18 protein-coding genes are annotated in these 18,604 nt (G+C 66.5%); 1 reads left to right on the plus strand and 17 read right to left on the minus strand.

The features are described from left to right. Nucleotides 1-9: 9 nt before the first annotated feature. A complete protein-coding gene (locus tag O9281_RS07780; protein ID WP_298184341.1) occupies nt 10-2,262 on the minus strand; it encodes a TonB-dependent receptor in 2,253 nt (750 codons plus the stop codon). A gap of 163 nt (nt 2,263-2,425) precedes the next feature. Between O9281_RS07780 and O9281_RS07785 the strand changes: the two genes are divergently transcribed. Then, nucleotides 2,426-3,685 (plus strand): TetR/AcrR family transcriptional regulator, encoded by a 1,260-nt coding sequence (locus tag O9281_RS07785; RefSeq protein ID WP_298184343.1) that lies wholly within the window; start codon nt 2,426-2,428, stop codon nt 3,683-3,685. A gap of 18 nt (nt 3,686-3,703) precedes the next feature. Here O9281_RS07785 and O9281_RS07790 read toward each other — a convergent pair whose 3' ends face one another. Genes O9281_RS07790 through O9281_RS07865 form a run of 16 tightly spaced genes read right to left on the minus strand, consistent with a single transcriptional unit; the run spans nt 3,704 to nt 18,603 of the window. Further along, complete coding sequence (locus tag O9281_RS07790) at nt 3,704-5,236, minus strand: FadD3 family acyl-CoA ligase (protein WP_298184345.1); 1,533 nt, start codon at nt 5,234-5,236, stop codon at nt 3,704-3,706. Then, nucleotides 5,233-5,607 carry a nuclear transport factor 2 family protein gene (locus O9281_RS07795; protein WP_298184347.1) on the minus strand — a complete coding sequence of 125 codons (375 nt, stop codon included), beginning with the start codon at nt 5,605-5,607 and terminating at the stop codon, nt 5,233-5,235. The genes O9281_RS07790 and O9281_RS07795 overlap by 4 nt, the downstream gene beginning before the upstream one ends. A 5-nt stretch (nt 5,608-5,612) precedes the next feature. Next, the gene (locus O9281_RS07800; RefSeq protein ID WP_298184349.1) at nt 5,613-6,071 is read right to left on the minus strand and encodes a MaoC family dehydratase; all 459 of its coding nucleotides are present in this window, start codon (nt 6,069-6,071) and stop codon (nt 5,613-5,615) included. A 2-nt stretch (nt 6,072-6,073) separates the two neighbouring features. Then, nucleotides 6,074-6,856 (minus strand): SDR family oxidoreductase, encoded by a 783-nt coding sequence (locus O9281_RS07805; RefSeq protein ID WP_298184350.1) that lies wholly within the window; start codon nt 6,854-6,856, stop codon nt 6,074-6,076. After that, nucleotides 6,856-8,034, minus strand: a complete 1,179-nt coding sequence (locus O9281_RS07810) for an acyl-CoA dehydrogenase family protein (protein WP_298184352.1) — start codon at nt 8,032-8,034, stop codon at nt 6,856-6,858. The genes O9281_RS07805 and O9281_RS07810 overlap by 1 nt, the downstream gene beginning before the upstream one ends. Then, nucleotides 8,031-9,089, minus strand: coding sequence for an acyl-CoA dehydrogenase family protein (locus O9281_RS07815; protein ID WP_298184354.1), 1,059 nt, complete (start codon nt 9,087-9,089; stop codon nt 8,031-8,033). Before O9281_RS07815 ends, O9281_RS07810 begins: the two co-directional genes overlap by 4 nt. Further along, nucleotides 9,089-9,994, minus strand: a complete 906-nt coding sequence (locus O9281_RS07820; RefSeq protein ID WP_298184356.1) for an SDR family oxidoreductase — start codon at nt 9,992-9,994, stop codon at nt 9,089-9,091. Before O9281_RS07820 ends, O9281_RS07815 begins: the two co-directional genes overlap by 1 nt. Then, nucleotides 9,994-11,145 carry an acetyl-CoA C-acetyltransferase gene (locus tag O9281_RS07825; RefSeq protein WP_298184358.1) on the minus strand — a complete coding sequence of 384 codons (1,152 nt, stop codon included), beginning with the start codon at nt 11,143-11,145 and terminating at the stop codon, nt 9,994-9,996. The genes O9281_RS07820 and O9281_RS07825 overlap by 1 nt, the downstream gene beginning before the upstream one ends. A gap of 8 nt (nt 11,146-11,153) precedes the next feature. After that, nucleotides 11,154-12,098, minus strand: coding sequence for an acyl-CoA dehydrogenase family protein (locus tag O9281_RS07830; protein WP_298184360.1), 945 nt, complete (start codon nt 12,096-12,098; stop codon nt 11,154-11,156). Then, on the minus strand, nt 12,098-13,261 hold the full coding sequence (locus O9281_RS07835; protein ID WP_298184362.1) for an acyl-CoA dehydrogenase family protein: 1,164 nt from the start codon (nt 13,259-13,261) through the stop codon (nt 12,098-12,100). The genes O9281_RS07830 and O9281_RS07835 overlap by 1 nt, the downstream gene beginning before the upstream one ends. Next, nucleotides 13,261-14,016, minus strand: a complete 756-nt coding sequence (locus O9281_RS07840) for an enoyl-CoA hydratase family protein (protein ID WP_298184365.1) — start codon at nt 14,014-14,016, stop codon at nt 13,261-13,263. Before O9281_RS07840 ends, O9281_RS07835 begins: the two co-directional genes overlap by 1 nt. A 6-nt stretch (nt 14,017-14,022) precedes the next feature. Beyond that, nucleotides 14,023-15,090 carry a nitronate monooxygenase gene (locus tag O9281_RS07845; RefSeq protein ID WP_298184367.1) on the minus strand — a complete coding sequence of 356 codons (1,068 nt, stop codon included), beginning with the start codon at nt 15,088-15,090 and terminating at the stop codon, nt 14,023-14,025. A gap of 3 nt (nt 15,091-15,093) precedes the next feature. Continuing rightward, nucleotides 15,094-16,002 carry an enoyl-CoA hydratase gene (locus tag O9281_RS07850; protein ID WP_298184368.1) on the minus strand — a complete coding sequence of 303 codons (909 nt, stop codon included), beginning with the start codon at nt 16,000-16,002 and terminating at the stop codon, nt 15,094-15,096. Beyond that, nucleotides 15,999-16,793: a ketoacid CoA transferase gene (locus tag O9281_RS07855; RefSeq protein ID WP_298184370.1), complete on the minus strand. Its 795-nt coding sequence runs from the start codon at nt 16,791-16,793 to the stop codon at nt 15,999-16,001. Before O9281_RS07855 ends, O9281_RS07850 begins: the two co-directional genes overlap by 4 nt. Beyond that, nucleotides 16,793-17,677 carry a CoA transferase subunit A gene (locus tag O9281_RS07860; protein ID WP_298184372.1) on the minus strand — a complete coding sequence of 295 codons (885 nt, stop codon included), beginning with the start codon at nt 17,675-17,677 and terminating at the stop codon, nt 16,793-16,795. The genes O9281_RS07855 and O9281_RS07860 overlap by 1 nt, the downstream gene beginning before the upstream one ends. Beyond that, nucleotides 17,674-18,603: a VOC family protein gene (locus tag O9281_RS07865; protein ID WP_298184374.1), complete on the minus strand. Its 930-nt coding sequence runs from the start codon at nt 18,601-18,603 to the stop codon at nt 17,674-17,676. Before O9281_RS07865 ends, O9281_RS07860 begins: the two co-directional genes overlap by 4 nt. Between the last annotated feature and the right edge of the window lies 1 nt (nt 18,604).

Below are 18,604 nucleotides of genomic sequence, written 5' to 3' on the forward strand. Positions count from 1 at the left end.
TCTCCCTGTTCAGAACGACTTGCTGATGCTGACACCATAGGTCCGGGGCGCACCATAGACCCTGAAGCCAACCCCCAGCACGGTCTGGTTCACCCCTTGCGTGACATAGCGCTTGTTGCCCAGGTTCTTGCCCCAGATCGAGAGGTCCCAATCGCCCTTGCGCAGGATCGAGGCGCGAGCGTTCCACACCCAATAGGCTTCGACCGCCACCACCGGATCATTGAGCGCATCCTTGAAGGCGCTCGACTGATAGCGGCCATCCACCGCCAACTTGGCCGACACCGAACCGGATAGCGCGAACTCATAGGATGCACCCAGGTTCAGGCTGAATTCCGGGGCATCGGGCAGCTGGTTGCCGGCCGGCACTACCCCGCTCGACGAAGCGAAGCTGCCGATCTCGGTATGGAGCAGGCCCAGCCCGGCGTTGAGCGTCAGGCCTTCGAGGGCGGCGGGCGACAGCACGAAATCGGCATCGAGGCCATAGACCTTGGCCGTCTTGACGTTGCCAAGCCGCTGGATCGGCAAGCTGCCAACGACATCGCGGATGAAGGTCTGCACATCGTTGTAATCGTAATAGAAGCCGCTCAACGAATAGCCGAGGCCCAGCGCCGGGGCGCGGCCCTTGATCCCCAGTTCATAGGCGATCAGCTTCTCCGGACGATAGGGCAGCAGCTGCCCCGAACTGGTCGCCACCCCGGCAAAGAAGCCACCGCTCTTAATGCCCTGCGTGGCCGAGGCATAGACCAGCATCTGCGGGCTGGGCTTCCAGTTCAGCCCCAGTTTCCATGACCAGTTGGTATCGCTGATCCGGGCATTGCTGACTGCGATCGGGATCGGGGGCGAACCGAACGGCGCCATGGTCAGGAAACTGGCCGGCGGGCGCGAGACCAGGTCGGTCGTCCCGCCCACATTGGTACGGCTTTCCGAGGTATAGCGCAGGCCCGTGACCAGCGTCAGCGCATCGGCCAGCCGCCATTCGCCATTGGCAAAGACCGCACGCGATTTCGAACGCTGGTCGGAAGAGGTGAAGGACGTGGTGTTGAACAGCGCCGTCAGATCTCCCGAGTATGACGTTTCGACATGGTCGCTGGAATAGAAGCCGCCGACCAGCCAGTTGACCAGGTCACTCTCGCCCGACAGCCGCACTTCCTGCGAGAACTGCTTAACCCGGTCATCAGTGACGAAATCGAGCTGTGGCAGCGGGCCGGCATCGGTATCGGCCGACCACTGCCGGTCGAACTTGATATAGCCGGTTACCGAAGTGAGCGTGGCAAAGCCGAGATCGGCCTGGATCCGCGCAGTCAGGCCCAGCTGATCGAGGTTGTAGTCCGGGCTGACCGACCAGTTGCCGCGGAACGGATCACCGTCGTTGTCGAAGTAGCCAAAGAAGTCCGAGCATTGCGGTGCGCCGGGACAAGCCGCACCGGCGGGCAGGGCGGGGGTGGGGAAGGCGCCGAAGAACTCACCCGAACCCAGTTCCGAGCGGCTGCTCTGACCTTCGACCTTCAGCAGCACTTCGACCCGCTCGGACGGTTCCCAGAGCGCCTGGACGCGGCCCAGGTAAACCTCGCGGCGACCGATGTCCCGGCCCAGCCGCTGGTTGAAATAGTGCCCCTTGTCCTGGAAGATGCCCTTGGCCGCCAGCCGCAGCGCAAGGGTTTCGCTGACCGGCAGGTTGATCATCCCTTCGATGTCCTTGGCCTGGTAATTGCCCCAGGAACCGCCGATCCGGCCTTCCACGCCGGCCAGACTGGGCCGCGCCGTCACGATGTTGAGTGCGCCAGCCGTGGCCGTGCGCCCGTAAAGCGTGCCCTGCGGCCCCTTCAGCACCTCGAGCCGGGCCAGGTCGAAAAAGTCGAAGTTCATCAGCGCCAGCGAGCTGAGCGAAACCTCATCGACATAGACCCCGGCGCTGGGATTGTTGGTGGCGCTGAAATCGTTGAGCCCGACCCCGCGGATCGTGATGACCGGCACCAGGCCCGGCACGTTGTCCTTGACCGATACGTTGGGGGTGAAGCTGACCAGGTCGGTCACGGCCTCGACCCGCTTGGCCGCCAGCACTTCCTCACCGGCTACCGACAGGGTGATCCCGACATCGAGCGAGCTTTGCGCCCGCTTCTGCGCGGTGACGATGATCTCGCCCTCGGGCGCCTCGTCCGCGGCCGCCTGCTGAGCGTGTGCCGGGGCGGTGGCCAGGACCGTGGCGGCAGCCGCCAGCAGGGCGGCACGAACCTGGATCGTTCTGGTGTTCAGCGGCTTCATGCGAATCCTCCCAATCGCTACGCGGTCATTTTTCGACACTTGCGTATGTGAACAGACGCCACAGAAAATGGCGCTTGGCAAGTCGAATTCGACATTTGAGTATGTTTTCACGCCACGATGATAAGAATCTGGCATTCCCGCGCGGTGCCGCTAGATTGTGCCGATGGCCGATCAGAAGGTGCACAAGCGGACCGCGCCACCCCAGGCGAAACGGGCGATCAAGCGGCAGCGGCTGCTTGAGGAAGCGGCGCGCCAGATGAACGCGCGCGGTGCCGGGGCGATCAACCTGAGCGAAATCGCGGAAGCGGCCGGGCTGTCGCGCAATGCGCTGTACTATTACGTCACCGACCGGGCGGATATCGCCTTCCAGTGTTACCTGCGCGCCTGCGAGGCGACGACCGAGAACCTGGCGATCGCCTATGAAGAGGGCGAGGACGCGATCGGGCGCATCGGCATCTATGTCGAGCGGATGCTCGATTTCGACCAGCCCGAGCTGGCTGCGCTCTATGATCCGGATTTCCTGCCCGAACCCCAGCGCAGCACCATCTTCGAATTGAGCCGCCGCAATGTCGAAGCCCTGCAGAACCTGATCGAGGATGGCGTGCGCGAGGGGCGGCTGAAGCCCGCCCATACCGAGATTGCCGCACAGATGCTGCTCGGCATGATCAACTGGACCCTGCTGTCGGTCGGCTGGCTGGGACAGAAGGATGGCAAGCCGCTGCGCCGGCGGGTCACCCAGGCGATCCTCGACCTGTTCCTCCACGGCCTGGCAGCGACCAGTGGCAAGGATTTCACTTGCCGGATTGAGGTCGGTAGCCTGGTGGCGCGTCCGTTCAACGCCTTCGACCGGGTCCAGGCCACCCAGGAAAAGATGGCCCAACTGATCGATGCGGCTTCCCGCATGTTCAACCGGCGCGGCATCGATGGGGCCTCGCTCGATGATATCAGCGCCAGTGTCGGTGCCACCAAGGGCGCGGTCTATCACTACTTCGATGACAAGATGGACCTGATCACCCGCTGCTATGAGCGGGCCTTCGAACTCTATTCCCTGTTCGTCGATGTCGCGCGCGAGCACGGCAGTACAGGGTTCGAGCGGTCGATGACGGTCCTGCATCTCAATTCGCAGGCCCAGGGTGGGGCATCACCGCCCTTGGTGCTGCAACCCGGTCTGCTCTCGGTCCCCGAGTCCCATCGGCTGCGCTTCATCGCGCAATCGCGCGAGATCTGGGAGCGCTGTACCGACATGGTCCGGGAAGGGATCGCCGATGGCAGCTGCCGGCAATGCGATGCCCAGACCGTGGCCCATGTTTCGGCCGGGGCCTTCCTCTGGCTGCACAAGTGGCTGCCCGATGACTATCCGCTTAGCCCGGCCCAGATCGCCGATACTCAGTGCCAGATCTTCACCAACGGGCTGGCGCGCTGAACCGGCGCGCGCCGCCAGTCAGGCCTTCAGTTCGATCTTCAGCACCTTGCCCGAGGCATTGCGGGGCAGGTCGGCAACCGCGACGATGCGGCGCGGCACCTTGTAATTGGCCATGTTTGCCCGGCACCAGGCCAGGACTTCCGCTTCGTCGAGCGGTGCGCCGCTGCGCGGTACGATGAAGGCCACGCCAATCTCGCCCATCCGCTCGTCCGGCGCGCCGACCACGGCAACCATGCCGACTGCCGGATGGGCGGAGAGGATCTTCTCGACCTCGGCCGGGTAGACGTTGAACCCGCCGGAAATGAACATGTCCTTCTTGCGGTCGGTGATCCGGACATAGCTATTGGCGTCCATCGTGCCGACATCGCCGGTATGGAGCCAGCCAGCCGCATCGATTGCCTCGGCCGTCGCGGCCGGATCGTCGAGGTAGCCCAGCATCACCCCGGTGCCGCGTACCAGGATCTCGCCGGTTTCGCCGCGCGGCAGTTCCTCACCGTTCTCCCCGGCGATGATCACCTCGTTGCCGGGAATGGCCGCGCCGCAGGTCTGGGCGATCAGCTCAACCGGATCGCCGGGCCGGCACGAGGTGATGTTAACGCATTCGGTCATGCCATAGGCGGTGATGATGTCCTTCATCCCCAGCTCGCTGCGGATCCGCTCGATCAGCACCGGGGGCACGGTGGCGGCGCCGGTCGTTCCGCCGCGCAGCGACGAGCAGTCGAACGGGCGTTGGTCGCGCTCGGCCAGCAGCATCTGGAAGATCGTCGGCGGGCCGGGCAGGAAGGCGATGCGTTCCTGCTCGATCAGGCGGATCGCCTCGGCCACGTCGAACTGGGGCATCGGCACCATGACCGCTCCGGCCAGCAGGCAGGCAACCCAGCCGACCTTCATCCCGAACGAATGGAAAAAGGGATTGGCGATCAGGTAGCGCTCGCCTTGCGCGAGGCCGGTATTGCCGATCCACACGCCAACCTGCGGCAGGATCCGGCCGTGGGTCATCAGCACGCCCTTGGGCACGCCGGTCGTGCCGCTGGTGAACATGATGTCCGAGACGTGATCGGGTGTGAGCGTGGCGAGGCTGGCGTCGATCCGGGGATCGGCCGCGCCCTTGCCGCTGGCGACGAAGGCCGCGAAATCGCGATCGAGCAGCACGGTTTCCGCCAGGTCGGGCAGGTCCTCCGCCGCCAGCAGCGCCGGATAGTCGATCCCCAGGAAGCCGGCCACGGTGAACAGCATCCGCGCATGGGTGCGGCGCAGGATATCGCCGGCCTCGCGCCCCTTGAGGCGGGTGTTGAGCGGGACGATCGCCGCGCCGCAGGCCTGGGCCGCGACCGCCGCGACCACCCATTCGCGGCAGTTCGGCGCCCAGATCGCAATCCGGTCCCCGTCCTTCACGCCGCGTTCCAGCAGGGCCGAGGCGGCCGCCCGGCATTCCTGCCACAGCTGGGCGAAGGTGCGCGTCTGTGCGCCTTCGATCAGCGCCACTGCATCGGGCCAGCGCCGCGCGGCGGCTTCGGCAGCGTGGGGAATGGTCAGCGGCAGCGCGGTCATTTCGCGATCATGTTGCCGGGGCCGAAATAAGCCTTCATTTCCGTGACCTTGCCCGCCTCGTCGAAAGCGAAGGTATCGATCACGTCGATGGCCATGTCCTTCCCGTCCCAATGCAGCCGCACCTGCATGGCGAAGGCGGCATGGGCGGTGGCGACGCGGACCGGGCCTTGCAGGTGCAGGGTCGCGCCGGTTGCCATCGACTGGACGTAGAACTCAAGGATTGCCGCCTTGCCGACCTTGAGCTCGGTCCCGATCGGATCCTCGATCACCGCATCGTCGGCAAAGATCCCGGCTGCCATTGCCGGATCGCCCTTGGCGAAGGCCTCGACATAGGTGTGGACGGCGGCTTCCATCTGTTCGGGCGTTGGCATGGCAATTACTCCGGGAAATAGCGGCTGATCGTGTCGACCACGCAGGCCGGCTTGTCGCTGCCCTCGATCTCGACCGTGACGCGCACGACCGACTGGATCGCGCCCTTGACCTCCTCGACCAAGACGATCTCGCCCACTCCGCGAATGCGACTGCCGATCTTCACCGGGCTGAGGAACCGCAGGCGGTCGGCCCCGACGTTCACGGCATGGCTGAACCCGCGCACCTCGATCAGGTCGGGCAGGAAGAAGTTGACCAGGCTCATCGTCAGGTAGCCGTGGGCGATCGTGCCACCGAACGGCCCGGCCTTGGCGCGTTCGACATCGACGTGGATCCACTGGTGGTCGCCAGTGACCTCGGCAAAGCCGTTCACCCGGTCCTGCTCGATCGCCAGCCAGTCGGTCGGGCCAAGCTGCGTGCCTTCCTGGCCGATCAGGTCGCGCGGGGATTGGTAGATCTTCGCCATGGTCAGGCCCGCTGGCTGGAGACCGAGACGACTTCGCCGGTCATGTAGGAGGACAGGTCGGAGGCGAGGAAGATCATCACGTTGGCGACTTCCCAGACTTCCGCCGGGCGGCCGAAGGCTTCGCGGCTCGACAGTTCGGCCAGCAGCTCGTCGGTGGTGACCTTGGCGAGGAAGGCATGCATCGCGATCGAGGGCGCCACGGCATTGATCCGCACGCCATGTTCGGCCGCTTCGACCGCCGAGCAGCGGGTGAAGGCCATGACCCCGGCCTTGGCCGCGGCATAGTGCGCCTGTCCCTTCTGCGCGCGCCAGCCCAGGACCGAGGCATTGTTGACGATCACGCCGGACTGGCGGGCATACATCGCGGGCAGGAAGGCGCGGCTCATCCGGAAGACCGAGTTGAGCGTCACGTCGAGCACGCGGAACCACTGCTCGTCGGTCATGTCGACCACGTCGACCTCGCCGCCAAGACCTGCGTTGTTGATCAGCACGTCGACATGGCCCAGCTCAGCCAGGGCCGCGGCGTGGAGCGCATCGACCTGGTCCTGGCTGGTCACGTCACAGACGAAGGTGGCGGGGCGTTGCCCGCATTCGGCAGCGATCCGGTCGGCCGCTTCACCCAGCCGCCGCTCGTGGAAATCGCTCATCAGGACGGTCGCGCCTTCTTCCACTGCGCGCTTGGCGGCGGAAAAGCCGATGCCGGTGCCGGCTGCGGCGGTGACGACCACGGTCTTGCCGGTCAGCAGCCCGCGCGGGGGCGGATAGGTCGGGACGGGGGCCGCCATTACACGTCACCCCGCGGTTCGCGCGGCAGGCCCAGGCCGCGCTCGGCGATCAGGTTGCGCTGAATCTGGTTGGTCCCGCCATAGATCGTGTCGGCGCGGCTGTAGAGGAACAGGTTGGGGAGGGTATCCCACTCGTACTCGCTGCCCTCGGCCACTTCGCCGGCCTGGCCCAGCACGTCCATCGCCAGTTCGCCCAGATTGCGGCGCCAGGTTGCCCACTGGATCTTGTAGGTCAGTGCCGCCCCGTCGATCTTCGAATGGTCGGTGTTCGACAGCATTCGCAGCGCGCCGTACCGCATCAGCCGAAGGCCGATTTCGGCCTTGGCCAAGCGCTGGCGGATCAGCGGGTTGTTTGCCGCGCCGTTGGCCTTCGCTGCGGCGATCAGCTCGTCCAGCTCGTTGCGGAAGGCCATCTGCTGGCCCAGCGTGGAGACCCCGCGTTCGAAGGCCAGCAGGCCCATCGCGATCTTCCAGCCATCGCCCACCGCGCCGATCAGGCTGTCGGCCGGGCAGCGCGCGTCGGTGAAGAAGGTCTCGTTGAATTCGGCATCGCCATTGATCTGCTTGATCCCCCGGATCTCGATCCCCGGCTGGTCGATTTCCATCATCAGGAACGTAAGCCCCTTGGGGCCTTTCGATCCTTCCTCGGTGCGGGTGACGACGAAGATCCAGTCGGAAATGTGCGCCAGGCTGGTCCAGATCTTCTGGCCGTTGACCACCCACTCGCCGTTTTCTAGCCGCCCCTTGGTGCGGACCGAGGCCAGGTCCGATCCCGCGCCAGGTTCGGAAAAGCCCTGGCAGAAGATCGTCTTGCCGGCCGCGATGCCGGGCAGGAAGCGCTGCTTCTGTTCCTCGGTGCCGAAGGCCAGCAGGGTTGGCCCGGCCAGTTCGACACCGATGTGGTTGACCCGGCCCGGCACGCCCGCGCGGGCATATTCCTCGGCAAAGATCACCTGCTGTGCGAGCGTGGCATTGCGCCCGCCCCATTCGACAGGCCAGCCGATGCAGCCCCACTTGGCCTCACCCAGCCGCTGTTCCCATTCCTTGCGGCGTTCGGGGCTGGCGGTCAGCTTGGTGATACCCTTGATGTCCCGGAACTCGCCGGCCATCTCAGCGTTCAGCCAATCGGCGCATTCCTGGCGGAAGGCTTCGTCCGCTGCGGAAAATCCGAGTTTCATGCCGCCTCTCCCAGGATCATCGTGGCCACCTGTTCGCGGTGCCATTCGCCGTTGCCCAGCATCGACTGGATCGCGCGGGCGCGCTTGAAAGAGAGGTGGGCATCGTGTTCCCACGTAAAGCCGATCCCGCCATGCAGCTGGATCATGTTCCCGGCACAGAGGAAGAAAGTGTCGGCGGCAAAGCTCTTCGCGGCATGGACCGCCAGCGCGGCCTCGTCCGAACCCTCGTCCACCGCGCAGGCCGCCCAATAGACGGCCGAGCGGGCCTGCTCGATCTCGATCATCAGGTCGGCCAGGCGGTGCTTGTAGGCCTGGAACGAGCCGATCGGCCGCCCGAACTGGACGCGCTCGCGGGCATAGGCCACCGTGCGGTCAAGCGCGGCCTGGGCCCCGCCCAGCGCCTCGGCAGCCACCGCGACGAACCCGGCGCGGTGCGCGGCGGCAATCGCGGCGGCGGGATCGGCCAGCGGCTCACCCGGCGCGTCAGCCAGGGTGACGCGGGCATAGGGCCGGGTCTGGTCCATGCTAGTCAGCGGCGTGACCGTCACGCCCGGTCCATCGGCCGGAACCAGCCAGGCGCCGGTGTTGCTGGTCACGACGAACAGCTGCGCCGAGCCGCCATGGGCGACAAAGCCCGCGCTGCCGCTCAGGCCGGCGCCATCCGCCGTGATGCCCGCATCGTGGACGTAACCGGCGACGACCTCACCCGAAAGCAATCCGGGCAGACGTGCCGCCTGCTGTTCGGCGCTGCCCCCGGCGGCAATCGCCTGGGCGGACAGCACCAGCGAACCCAGCATCGGCAGCGCAGCCACCTGAGCGCCTGCCGCTTCGGCGATGATCGCCAGCTCGACGAGGCCCAGCCCCGCACCGCCCGCGCTTTCCGGAATGCCGATGCCGGACAGCCCCAGTTCCTGGCAGAAGGCGGTCCACAGATCACGGTCGATCCCGTCTGCGGCCATGGCCTTGCGAGTGCGTTCGCTGGTTGCATTTTCGGCAAAGAAGGCGCGCGCCGTCTCGCCGATCATCGCCTGTTCTTCGGTGAAGACGAATTCCATTACGCAGTCCCCCAGACCTTGCGCGGCGGCATCCGTTCCGCCAGCAGCCGCTCGACCACCGGGCCCACTTCGGCCGTTGCCCACTGCGCGCCCTTGTCCACCACCGGACCTTCGCGCCAGCCATCCTCCAGCATGATCTTGCCGCCTTCGAGTTCGAAGACGCAGCCGGTCACGTCCGCGCTTTCGGCGCTCCCCAGCCAGACCACGGTGGGGGCGATATTCGCCGGGTCCATCACGTCGAAGGCCTGGCCTTCGGTCGCCATCTTGTCGGCAAAGGCCTGCTCGGTCATCCGGGTCCGCGCCGACGGGGCCAGGGCATTGGCCGTGATGCCATAGCGGCCCAGCTCTGCCGCCTGGACCAGCGTCAGCGCGGCGATCCCGCCTTTGGCGGTCGAATAGGCGGCCTGGGCGATCGAGCCCTGCAGCCCTGCACCGGACGAGGTGTTGATGATCCGGGCATCGGGATTGGCCCCGCCTTTCTGCTTTTCGCGCCAGTAGTTCACCGCATGGCGCGACAGGCAGAAATGCCCGCGCAGGTGGACGTGCATGGTCGCGTCCCATTCCTCCAGCGTCGCAGAAACGAACATCCGGTCGCGCACGATCCCGGCATTGTTGACCACCACGTGGAGGTCACCGAAGGCTTCCAGCGCGGCATCGACGATCCGCTTGGCCGCGTCCCAGTCGGTGATGTCCTCGTAATTGGCAATCGCCTGGCCTCCGGCGGCGCGGATTTCCTCCACCACGGCATCGGCGGCAGAGGTGTCGCGCCCTTCGCCGTGCAGCGAGGTGCCGATGTCGTTGACCACCACGTTGGCCCCTTCCGCGCCAAAGGCCAGGGCATAGGCCCGGCCCAGGCCGCGGGCGGCGCCGGTGATGATGACGGTGCGTCCTTCGCAGATACCCATTACAGCCTCTCGATAATCGTGACGTTGGCCTGGCCGCCGCCTTCGCACATGGTTTGCAGGCCATAGCGACCGCCGGTGGCCTCCAGCGCGTTGAGCAGCGTGGTCATCAGCCGCGCGCCGGTGCCGCCCAGCGGATGGCCGAGCGCGATGGCCCCGCCGCGCACGTTGACCTTCTCGTGCGGAATGCCGAGCTCCTTCATCCAGGCCAGCGGGACCGAGGCGAAGGCCTCGTTGCATTCGAACAGGTCGATGTCGGCCACGGTCATCCCGGCCTTCTTCAGCGCGTGCTGCGTCGCCGGGATCGGCGCGGTCAGCATCCAGACGGGATCATCGGCGCGGACGGAGATGTGGTGGATGCGGGCGCGCGGCTTGAGGCCGTGGTCCTTGACCGCCTGCTCGCTGGCGATCAGCAGCGCGGCGGCGCCATCGCAGTTCTGGCTGGCAACCCCGGCGGTTATGACCCCGCCTTCCTGCACGGTCTTGAGGCTGACGAGGCCTTCCAGCGTGGTGCCGGGGCGGATCGTCTCGTCGGCTTCCAGCCCTTCGAGCGGGGCGATTTCGCCCTTGAACAGGCCGCCTTCGCTGGCGGCGTGGGCGCGCTGGTGGCTGGCGAGGGCGAATGCTTCCATCTCTTCGCGGCTGATCTGCCACTTCCGGGCGATCATCTCGGCCGAGTTGATCTGGTTGAGCAGGCCGTCGCCGAACCGCTCGACCCAGCCCTTGCTGGTGTTGAAGGGATTGTCGAAGCCATAGGGCTGGCCGGCATACATCGCCGCAGAAATCGGGATCGCGTTCATCGCCTGGCTGCCGCCCGCGACGACCAGGTCCTGGGTTCCGCTCATCACGCCCTGGGCCGCAAAATGAACGGCTTGCTGGCTTGATCCGCACTGGCGGTCGATGGTGGTGCCGGGCACGTGGAGCGGCAGGCCGGCGACCAGCCAGACAGTGCGGCCAATGTCGCCCGCCTGGGGGCCGATCGTGTCGCAGCAGCCCCAGACCACGTCGTCGACGGCATTGGCGTCGATCCCGGTGCGTTCGACCAGCGCCTTGATCGGGTGAGCGCCAAGGTCGGCCGGGTGGAGGTGGGCCAGGCTGCCCTTCTTGCGCCCGATGGGGGTGCGGACTGCGTCGATGATATAGGCTTCAGCCATGTGTTTTCTCACGCAAAAGTGTGTTCGGGGCCGATCGGCAGGGTGCCTCCGATCACGGCCTGGTCGATCCGTTTGAGGTGGCAGGCGCGGTCGCCCCAGGAACCGGCCAGCGCCCAGGCGCGCTTCATCCAGAAGTGCAGGTCGACCTCGTAGGTATAGCCCATCGCCCCGTGGACCTGGATCGCGGTCTCGGCGGTCTGGATCGCGGCGTCGGTCGCCATCACCTTGGCGTGGCTGACATGCACCGAAGTGTTACTCGACATGCACTCAAGCGTACCTGCGGCGTACCACAAGGCGGGCTTGGCGAACTCCACCGCCACCGCGCAGCTCGCCAGCTGGTGCTTGAGGCCCTGGAAGGCGCCGACCGGCTGGCCGAACTGGGTGCGGACCTTGGCATATTCGGTCGCCTGGTGGAGCATCGCTTCGGCCAGGCCGACGAGCTGCGCGGCGCTCATCAGCGCGCCGAGGTCAAGCAGGTGCGGGTCGGCGCTGCCGCTGGCCGGGAACATCACCAGGTTGCGCAAGGGATCGACGCTCTGGAGCGGCTGGCCGGGGAACTCGTCCGCGCCATCGGCCACCCAGGGGTTGAGCACGTGGGGCAGGGCGACCTTGCGGGTCCCGGCGGCAATGGCGCCAAGCTCTGCCACCTCGCCCCGCCGCACCAGCCAGGGCACGGCGACGAAAGCGGTGTCGACCAGCGGTTCGGCCAGGCAGGCCCGGCCGCATTCGGTGGCGATCAGCGCGGCTTCGACCAGGCCCAGGCCGAGGCCGCTATGTTCTTCGGGTACCAGCAGGCCGGTCAGCCCCATGTCGACCAGGCCCTGCCAGATCGCAGGGTCGCGATTGCCCTCGCTGTCGAGGCGGCGCAGCACTTCCGGGCCATGGGTGCCGGCCAGGTAATCGCGGACAGATTCGGCCAGGGTCAGCTGGTCATCGGTGAAGCGGAAGTCCATCAGCCTGCTCCCGCCCGCGGAAGGCCCAGCAGGCGCTCGGCGATGATGTTGCGCTGCACCTCGTTCGATCCGGCATAAATCGGGCCCGAGAGCGAGAAGATATAGCCTTCGAGCCACTGGTTGATCTGCCCGTTGCCGAACCGCTTGAGCTCGGCATGGGCGCCCAGGATCTGCATGGCGGTGCGGTGCATCGCGCGGTCCAGTTCCGACCAGAAAATCTTGTTCAGGCTCGCTTCGGCCCCGATCTTGCCCCCGGCCATGATCTTGGCGGCAACGGCATAGGTGTTCCAGGCATAGGCCTGGGCCTGCATCCAGGCCTGGACCACTGCCTCGCGCGCGGCGGGCGAGGCTTCGGCCTCATGCGCGCGGTAGAGCTCGACGAGGCGCTTGGCGGTCGCCTGGAACCGGCCGGGCGAGCGCAGCATCAGCCCGCGTTCGAACCCGGCGGTGGCCATGGCCACGTTCCAGCCTTCGCCTTCGCCCGCCAGGCAGTTCTCGACAGGCACCCGCACTTCGTCGAAGAACAGTTCGGCAAAGCCGGTATCGCCATGCAGCTGCCGGATCGGGCGGCGGGTGATGCCGGGGCTGTTCAGGTCGAACAGGATGAAGGTCAGCCCCTTGTGCCGCTTGCTGTCGGGATCGGTGCGGAAGATGCCAAAGCCCCAGTCGGCAAAGGCGGCGCGGCTGGACCAGGTCTTCTGCCCGGTGATCACGTAATGATCGCCGTCCCGCACCGCTTTCGACTGGATCGCCGCCATGTCGCTGCCCGCTCCGGGTTCGGACCAGGCCTGGGCCCAGATCACCTCGCCTCGCGCCATCGGCGGCAGGAAGCGGGCCTTCTGTTCCTCGGTGCCGAATTCCATGATGGTCGGGCCGAGCAGGAAGATCCCGTTCTGGTTGGCCCGGTTGGGGCCACCGGCGCGGAAATACTCTTCCTCGAAGATCAGCCACTGGATCAGGTCCAGCCCGCGCCCGCCGTATGCCTCAGGCCAGGTGACCATGCCCCAGTTGCCGCTGGCCAGGGTCCGTTCCCATTCGACGTGCTGGTCATAGCCTTCGCGGCATTCCAGCGTGACGAGCGGCTCCTTCGGCACGTGGGCTTCCATCCAGGCACGCACTTCGGCCCGGAACGCCTGCTGTTCGGGGGTATATTCCAGATGCATCAGAACTTCGCGGCCTTGCCCGTTTCGACGAAGGCATCGCGGCTCTTCTGGCTGTCTTCGTGCATGTACATTTCGAGCGTGAAGCCCTGTTCCCAGCGATAGCCGCGATCGACATCGCGCGGCTCCAGCCCGTTGAGCGCCTCCTTGGCGATCACCAGTGCCTTGCGGCTCTTGCCCGCGACCACCGCGCAGAAGGCGCGCGCTTCGGCCACCAGATCGGCGCGTGGCACCACCTTTTCGACCGCGCCCAGCCGGTATGCTTCCGCCACCGGAATGTTGCCGCCGGTGAAGAAGGCGGCGCGCACCTTGTGCAGCGGCAGCATGCGCGAGAGGTGGCTGGCCCCGCCCATCGCCCCGCGATCGACTTCGGGCAGGCTGAAGAAGGCATCGTCGGCGGCAATGATCGTGTCGCTCGCCCCGCAGATCCCGATCCCCCCGCCGATCACGAACCGGTGCACGGCCACCATCACCGGCACCTCAGCATCGCGGATCGCCTTGAAGGTCAGGTAATTGCCGCGGTTGAGCACGGTGATCCGTTCGGGATGGGCCTGCATTTCCTTGATATCGACCCCGCCGCAGAAACCGCGCGATTCCTCGGCGGCGCGGATCAGCACGCAGTTGACCTCGGGATTGCTGGCTGCGGCGGAAATGATCGCCGGGAGCGACATCCAGGTCTCGCTGTCAAAGGCGTTGACCGGCGGCACGTCGAAAACGATTTCGGCGATGCGATCCTGGATCGTGGTGGTGATCGGCATGGCGGTTCAGTCCTTCGCGCAGAGCGCCGCGATCCGGTCGCGCGCCTCGGTTTCGATGGTCTTGAGGAGGTCGGCGCAGCTCGGCAGGTCGGCCAGCCGCCCGGCGACCATGCCGGTGGCCATCAGTCCGTGTTCGGCATCGCCCGAGACGACCGCGCGCTGGATCATGATCGGCGCGGCAGCAGCCATCATCGCCGCGCTCAGTGGCATTTCGCCGTGGCTGGTCATGCTGCGCGCCGTGCCCAGCACCTGGCCCCAGCTCATGCCGGTCTGGCGCTTCATTTCGAGCCCCGCCTCGATCGCGCGGAGCCACATGGCCATCCGGCCCGAACCCTCGATCCGGCGGAGCAGCGGGTTGAGGATCAACCGCTGCGGGATGCCATCGACCTTGGTGGAGACGATGATGTCGCCGGTCCCGGCCTTGACATAGGCGGCCTTGGGCGCGGCCGGCACCGGGCTGTCGGCAGTCATCATGAAGCGGGTGCCCATGGCGATCCCGCAGGCGCCCCAGGCCAGCGCGGCGGCGAGGCCGCGCCCGTCGGCAAAGCCCCCGGCAGCGACCACCGGCACATCGACCGCGCTCAGCACCTGCGGCAGCAGGACGGTGGTGGGGACCGAACCGGTATGCCCGCCACCTTCGCCGCCCTGGACAGTGATCATCTCGCAGCCCAACTGGACCATCTTTTCGGCATGCTTCACCGCGCCGACAGTGGGGATGCAAAGGATCCCCTTGTCGCGGAAAGCGCCGATCATCTTCGCGTCCGGACCCCGGCCAAAGCTGACGGCCTTCACCCGGTCCGCATTGGCGAGGATGATTTCCACGATCTCGGCTGCGCCGGGCTGGAACGAATGGAAGTTCACCCCGAAGCCGTGCGGCGTCAGGTCCTTCAACCGGGCAATCGCCTCGCCCAGTTCGGCCGGCTTCATCACGGCACCGGCCAGGAAGCCGAAGGCCCCGGCATTGCTGGTGGCGGCGACCAGCTGCGGCGTCGCGATCCAGCCCATCGCGGTCTGGATCACCGGCAGCCGGCAGCCGAGCCGGTCAGTCAGCGCCGTGGCGAGCGGATCGGCCAAGGTTCAGCCCTCGCCGCCGCGCTGCTTGTTGGCGGCGGCCGCCGACTTGCCCGAAACCCCGGCAATCGAATTGCCATAGACCAGGTCGTTCTGGGCGTGGGCGAAGTGGTGCATGTGGAACACCGCGTCCATCGCGCTGCGCTTGCCGCGCAGTTCCTCGACATGGTTGACCGCCTGCTTGGTCAGCCAGTTGCCAAGGCGCGGGGCGCCAGCCAGCTTGGCGGCCCAGGCGGCGGTCGCCTCGCGCAGTTCCTCGCGCGGGACCACCTTGTTGACCATGCCGAAGTTGTAGGCGCGGCTGGCGCTCATCCGTTCGCCCAGCAGCAGGAATTCCTTGGCCACGCGCGGCGGCAGTTCATAGGCGTGGGCGAAGTATTCCACCCCCGGGATGCCCATCATCGGCACGACCGGATCCTGGAAGAACGCATCCTCGCTGGCCACGATCAGGTCGCAGACCCAGGCCAGCATCAGCCCGCCGGCGATACAGGCGCCCTGAACCATGGCGATGGTCGGCTTGGGAATGTCGCGCCAGCGGCGGCACATGCCCAGGTACTGTTCCTGTTCGCGGGTATAGAGCAGTTCGGCGGCCGGCTTGTTGGTGTGCGGACCGATCATCAGCCGCTTGTCGAATTCGTGGTGCAGATCGCGGCCTGGCGTGCCGATATCGTGCCCGGCGGAGAAGTGCTTGCCTTCGCCCGCCAGCACGATCGCGCCGACGCTGTCATCCTGGACGGCGCGGTTGAAGGCATCGTCCAGCGCATAGGTCATCTGCCCGTTCTGGGCATTGTTGAAGCCGGGCCGGTTCATGGTGATCCAGGCCACGCCATCGATCACTTCATAGCGTACCGGCTCGGCGGTTTCGTATTCTGGCGTTGCGTCCAGCGGTTCGACGAGTTCGCGTCCCTTGGTCATGCTGCGGCCTTTCGGGCTGGGGGATTGTCCTTGATCACGCTGGCGCGGATGTTGTGCGGATCGAGGCTGGCGATGATCGCCAGCGCCTCGGCATCGGGCAGGGCGGTTTCGCCGGCCACCGCGTCAATCAGGGCAAAGCCGGTCGCTTCCTGCACTTCGGCAAAGGTCACGCCGGGATGGAGTGAGATCACGCGGATCGCATGGTCCGGCCCGCCAAAATCCATCACGCACAGGTTGGTGACGATCGTGCGCAGGTCAACGGCGGAATAGTTGCCGCCGGGCACGCGCTTGGCGGGATTGTAGCCCACGCCCGACACCATATCGACCTCGCCCGCCACGAACACGCGCGTGGTGTGGCCGGGGAAGAAGAAGCTGTTGGGGTGGTAGATCGTGTTCCCCGGAAAGCCGCGCACGCCCAGCATCTGGGTCTTGGGCTGGCGGTGCGTGCCGCCCAGCTGCGACAGGTTGATCTGGCCGAAGCGGTCGATCTGGGTGGGGCTGACCATGGCGTGCCGCCGCCCGGTCCAGACCGCGGCATCGAAGAAGCGGCTGAAGGGCAAGTAGCCGGCCGCCTTGCGATCGTCATAACCGCGCGGGCCCAGCGGCACCGGCTGTTCGACCAGATAGGCTTCGCCATCGGTCATCATCAGTTCGGGGCTATGAGTCAGCTTGGCGAGGCCGGCGGCGAGGCGCGGCACCGGGCCAACGCCCGTTGCAATGATCTCGCCATTGTTCCGGAAGGCTTCCGAACAGGCGAAGATGCACAGTTCTGCGAGAGTTACCTGGGTCATCAGAAAATCGGCAACGGCAGAGCCGTCACCGCCTCCTTGCCGCCGAACCCGGCGAGGTAGGCTTCCTCGCTCGCGCCGACGAAACGGTCACGCACCGCGGCCCAGTCACCCGGGTCCTTCGCGGCATCGGCATAGGCCTTGAAGGCCTTCATGTCCCAGCCATAGGCCGGGGGCATCGAACTGGGGTGGGCGCCGCAGGGAATGTGGCTGACCCCGCTGATGAAGGCGCGCTCGACGATATTGGCCTGGGCATCGCCGGGGTAGTGGTCTTCCATCCGGTCGACCAGTTCCTCGCAGCTGACATAGGTTTTCGCGGCGGCGCGGGCGAACCACTCGTCGTAATAGACGTCGGGGCCAAAGGCCTGGATATTGCCGCGCCAGTCGCTGCGGTTAACGTGGAGCAGCGCGGCATCGAGCTTCAGCGCCGGCATGGCGATCAGCGTTTCGCCATCGGCATAGGGCGATTGCACGGTCTTGAGCCCGCCCAGTTCGGCCAGGTCCGTGCCAAGGCCGACGCGAGTGGGCAGGAATGGCAGTCCGAAGGCCGCGGCCTTGAGGCCCCACTGGAACATCCCCTCGTCCAGTTCCAGCACCTGGATCTGCCCGGCCTCGCGGCTTTTGCGGAACCACGGCTCCAGCGGGATCGCATCGAGGCTAACGAAGGCGAAGACCAGCTTCCTGACCTTGCCCGCCGCGCAGAGCATGCCGACATCGGCGCCGCCATAGGCGACCACGGTCAGGTCCTTCAGGTCAGAGCGCAGGATCTCGCGCACCAAGGCCATCGGCTTGCGCCGCGGGCCCCAGCCGCCGATCCCCAGCGTCATCCCGTCGCTGAGTTGTCCGACGATTTCCGCCGGGGTCATGCGTTTGTCCAACATGGTCATTCCGCTGCCGCCTGTTGTTCCTTCATCGCCTTCTGCCAGGCCCATTCGTGGCCCCAGATGCTGATCCCCTTGTGGCGGGTCACTTCCCAACTGGCCGGGTCGATCACCAGGCTGTCGCAGCCGATCTCGAGGTCGAAGCCGCCGGGGGTCTGGACATAGAAGCCGACCGTCTCGTCGTTGTAGTGCTGGCCGAGGCTGGCGCTTTCGGGATAGCCCATGGCCTTCATCCGGTCATAGGCCTTGCCCACCTCGACCAGGCTGGGCAGCTCCAGCATCAGGTGCACGCAGCCCGAGGGCGGGACCGGGCCTTCGCCCAGCGCGATCGAATGGTGGCGGCCATTGTCGGCGTGCATGAAGGCAAAGCCCATGCCCGGATCGTCCGGACCGCCGCCGCCGAAGAAGAAGCGCGGCATGTCGGTTTCGTGGAAGCCGACGACATCGCGGTAGAAGGCGACGCATTCGTTGAAGTTCGGCGCTGAAAAGACCGCGTGGCCCATGCCCATCTCGCCGGTGATGAAATGGGAAATGCCCAGCGGCGAGACGAAGGGCGTCTCGGCCGTGCTGTTACCATAATAGAATTCCAGCCCGTTGCCGGCCGGATCGCTGGTGCGGAAGAACCGCCCGACCCCGCGCAGCGCGGCTTCGACGGCCGAACCGGGGGTGACCGGCTGCCCGGCGGCGGCAATCGCGCTGGCCAGGGCATCGAGCGCCCCGTCGCTGTCCACCTCATAGGCGGCGGCCACGAAGCGGTCCTGCGCGCCCGGTTCGATCCGGAAGCGGAAAGGCCGCTGGTCGATCCGGTAAAGCTGCGCGCCGTCGGCCGCATCGGGGGCACGCATCACGCCCGCCAGTTGGGTCAGAAAGTGGTCCCACCGTTGCGGCTGCGCCGTCTCGATGACCACATAGCCAAGCGCCTTGATGCCCATG

The organism is Novosphingobium sp. (genome assembly GCF_027531025.1).
GTDB lineage: Bacteria > Pseudomonadota > Alphaproteobacteria > Sphingomonadales > Sphingomonadaceae > Novosphingobium.

Coding starts and splice junctions, on each gene's coding strand:
- O9281_RS07780 (WP_298184341.1), bottom strand. CDS start 2,262: ATGAAGCCGCTGAACACCAGAACGATCCAGGTTCGTGCCGCCCTGCTG.
- O9281_RS07785 (WP_298184343.1), top strand. CDS start 2,426: ATGGCCGATCAGAAGGTGCACAAGCGGACCGCGCCACCCCAGGCGAAA.
- O9281_RS07790 (WP_298184345.1), bottom strand. CDS start 5,236: ATGACCGCGCTGCCGCTGACCATTCCCCACGCTGCCGAAGCCGCCGCG.
- O9281_RS07795 (WP_298184347.1), bottom strand. CDS start 5,607: ATGCCAACGCCCGAACAGATGGAAGCCGCCGTCCACACCTATGTCGAG.
- O9281_RS07800 (WP_298184349.1), bottom strand. CDS start 6,071: ATGGCGAAGATCTACCAATCCCCGCGCGACCTGATCGGCCAGGAAGGC.
- O9281_RS07805 (WP_298184350.1), bottom strand. CDS start 6,856: ATGGCGGCCCCCGTCCCGACCTATCCGCCCCCGCGCGGGCTGCTGACC.
- O9281_RS07810 (WP_298184352.1), bottom strand. CDS start 8,034: ATGAAACTCGGATTTTCCGCAGCGGACGAAGCCTTCCGCCAGGAATGC.
- O9281_RS07815 (WP_298184354.1), bottom strand. CDS start 9,089: ATGGAATTCGTCTTCACCGAAGAACAGGCGATGATCGGCGAGACGGCG.
- O9281_RS07820 (WP_298184356.1), bottom strand. CDS start 9,994: ATGGGTATCTGCGAAGGACGCACCGTCATCATCACCGGCGCCGCCCGC.
- O9281_RS07825 (WP_298184358.1), bottom strand. CDS start 11,145: ATGGCTGAAGCCTATATCATCGACGCAGTCCGCACCCCCATCGGGCGC.
- O9281_RS07830 (WP_298184360.1), bottom strand. CDS start 12,098: ATGGACTTCCGCTTCACCGATGACCAGCTGACCCTGGCCGAATCTGTC.
- O9281_RS07835 (WP_298184362.1), bottom strand. CDS start 13,261: ATGCATCTGGAATATACCCCCGAACAGCAGGCGTTCCGGGCCGAAGTG.
- O9281_RS07840 (WP_298184365.1), bottom strand. CDS start 14,016: ATGCCGATCACCACCACGATCCAGGATCGCATCGCCGAAATCGTTTTC.
- O9281_RS07850 (WP_298184368.1), bottom strand. CDS start 16,002: ATGACCAAGGGACGCGAACTCGTCGAACCGCTGGACGCAACGCCAGAA.
- O9281_RS07855 (WP_298184370.1), bottom strand. CDS start 16,793: ATGACCCAGGTAACTCTCGCAGAACTGTGCATCTTCGCCTGTTCGGAA.
- O9281_RS07860 (WP_298184372.1), bottom strand. CDS start 17,677: ATGACCATGTTGGACAAACGCATGACCCCGGCGGAAATCGTCGGACAA.
- O9281_RS07865 (WP_298184374.1), bottom strand. CDS start 18,603: ATGGGCATCAAGGCGCTTGGCTATGTGGTCATCGAGACGGCGCAGCCG.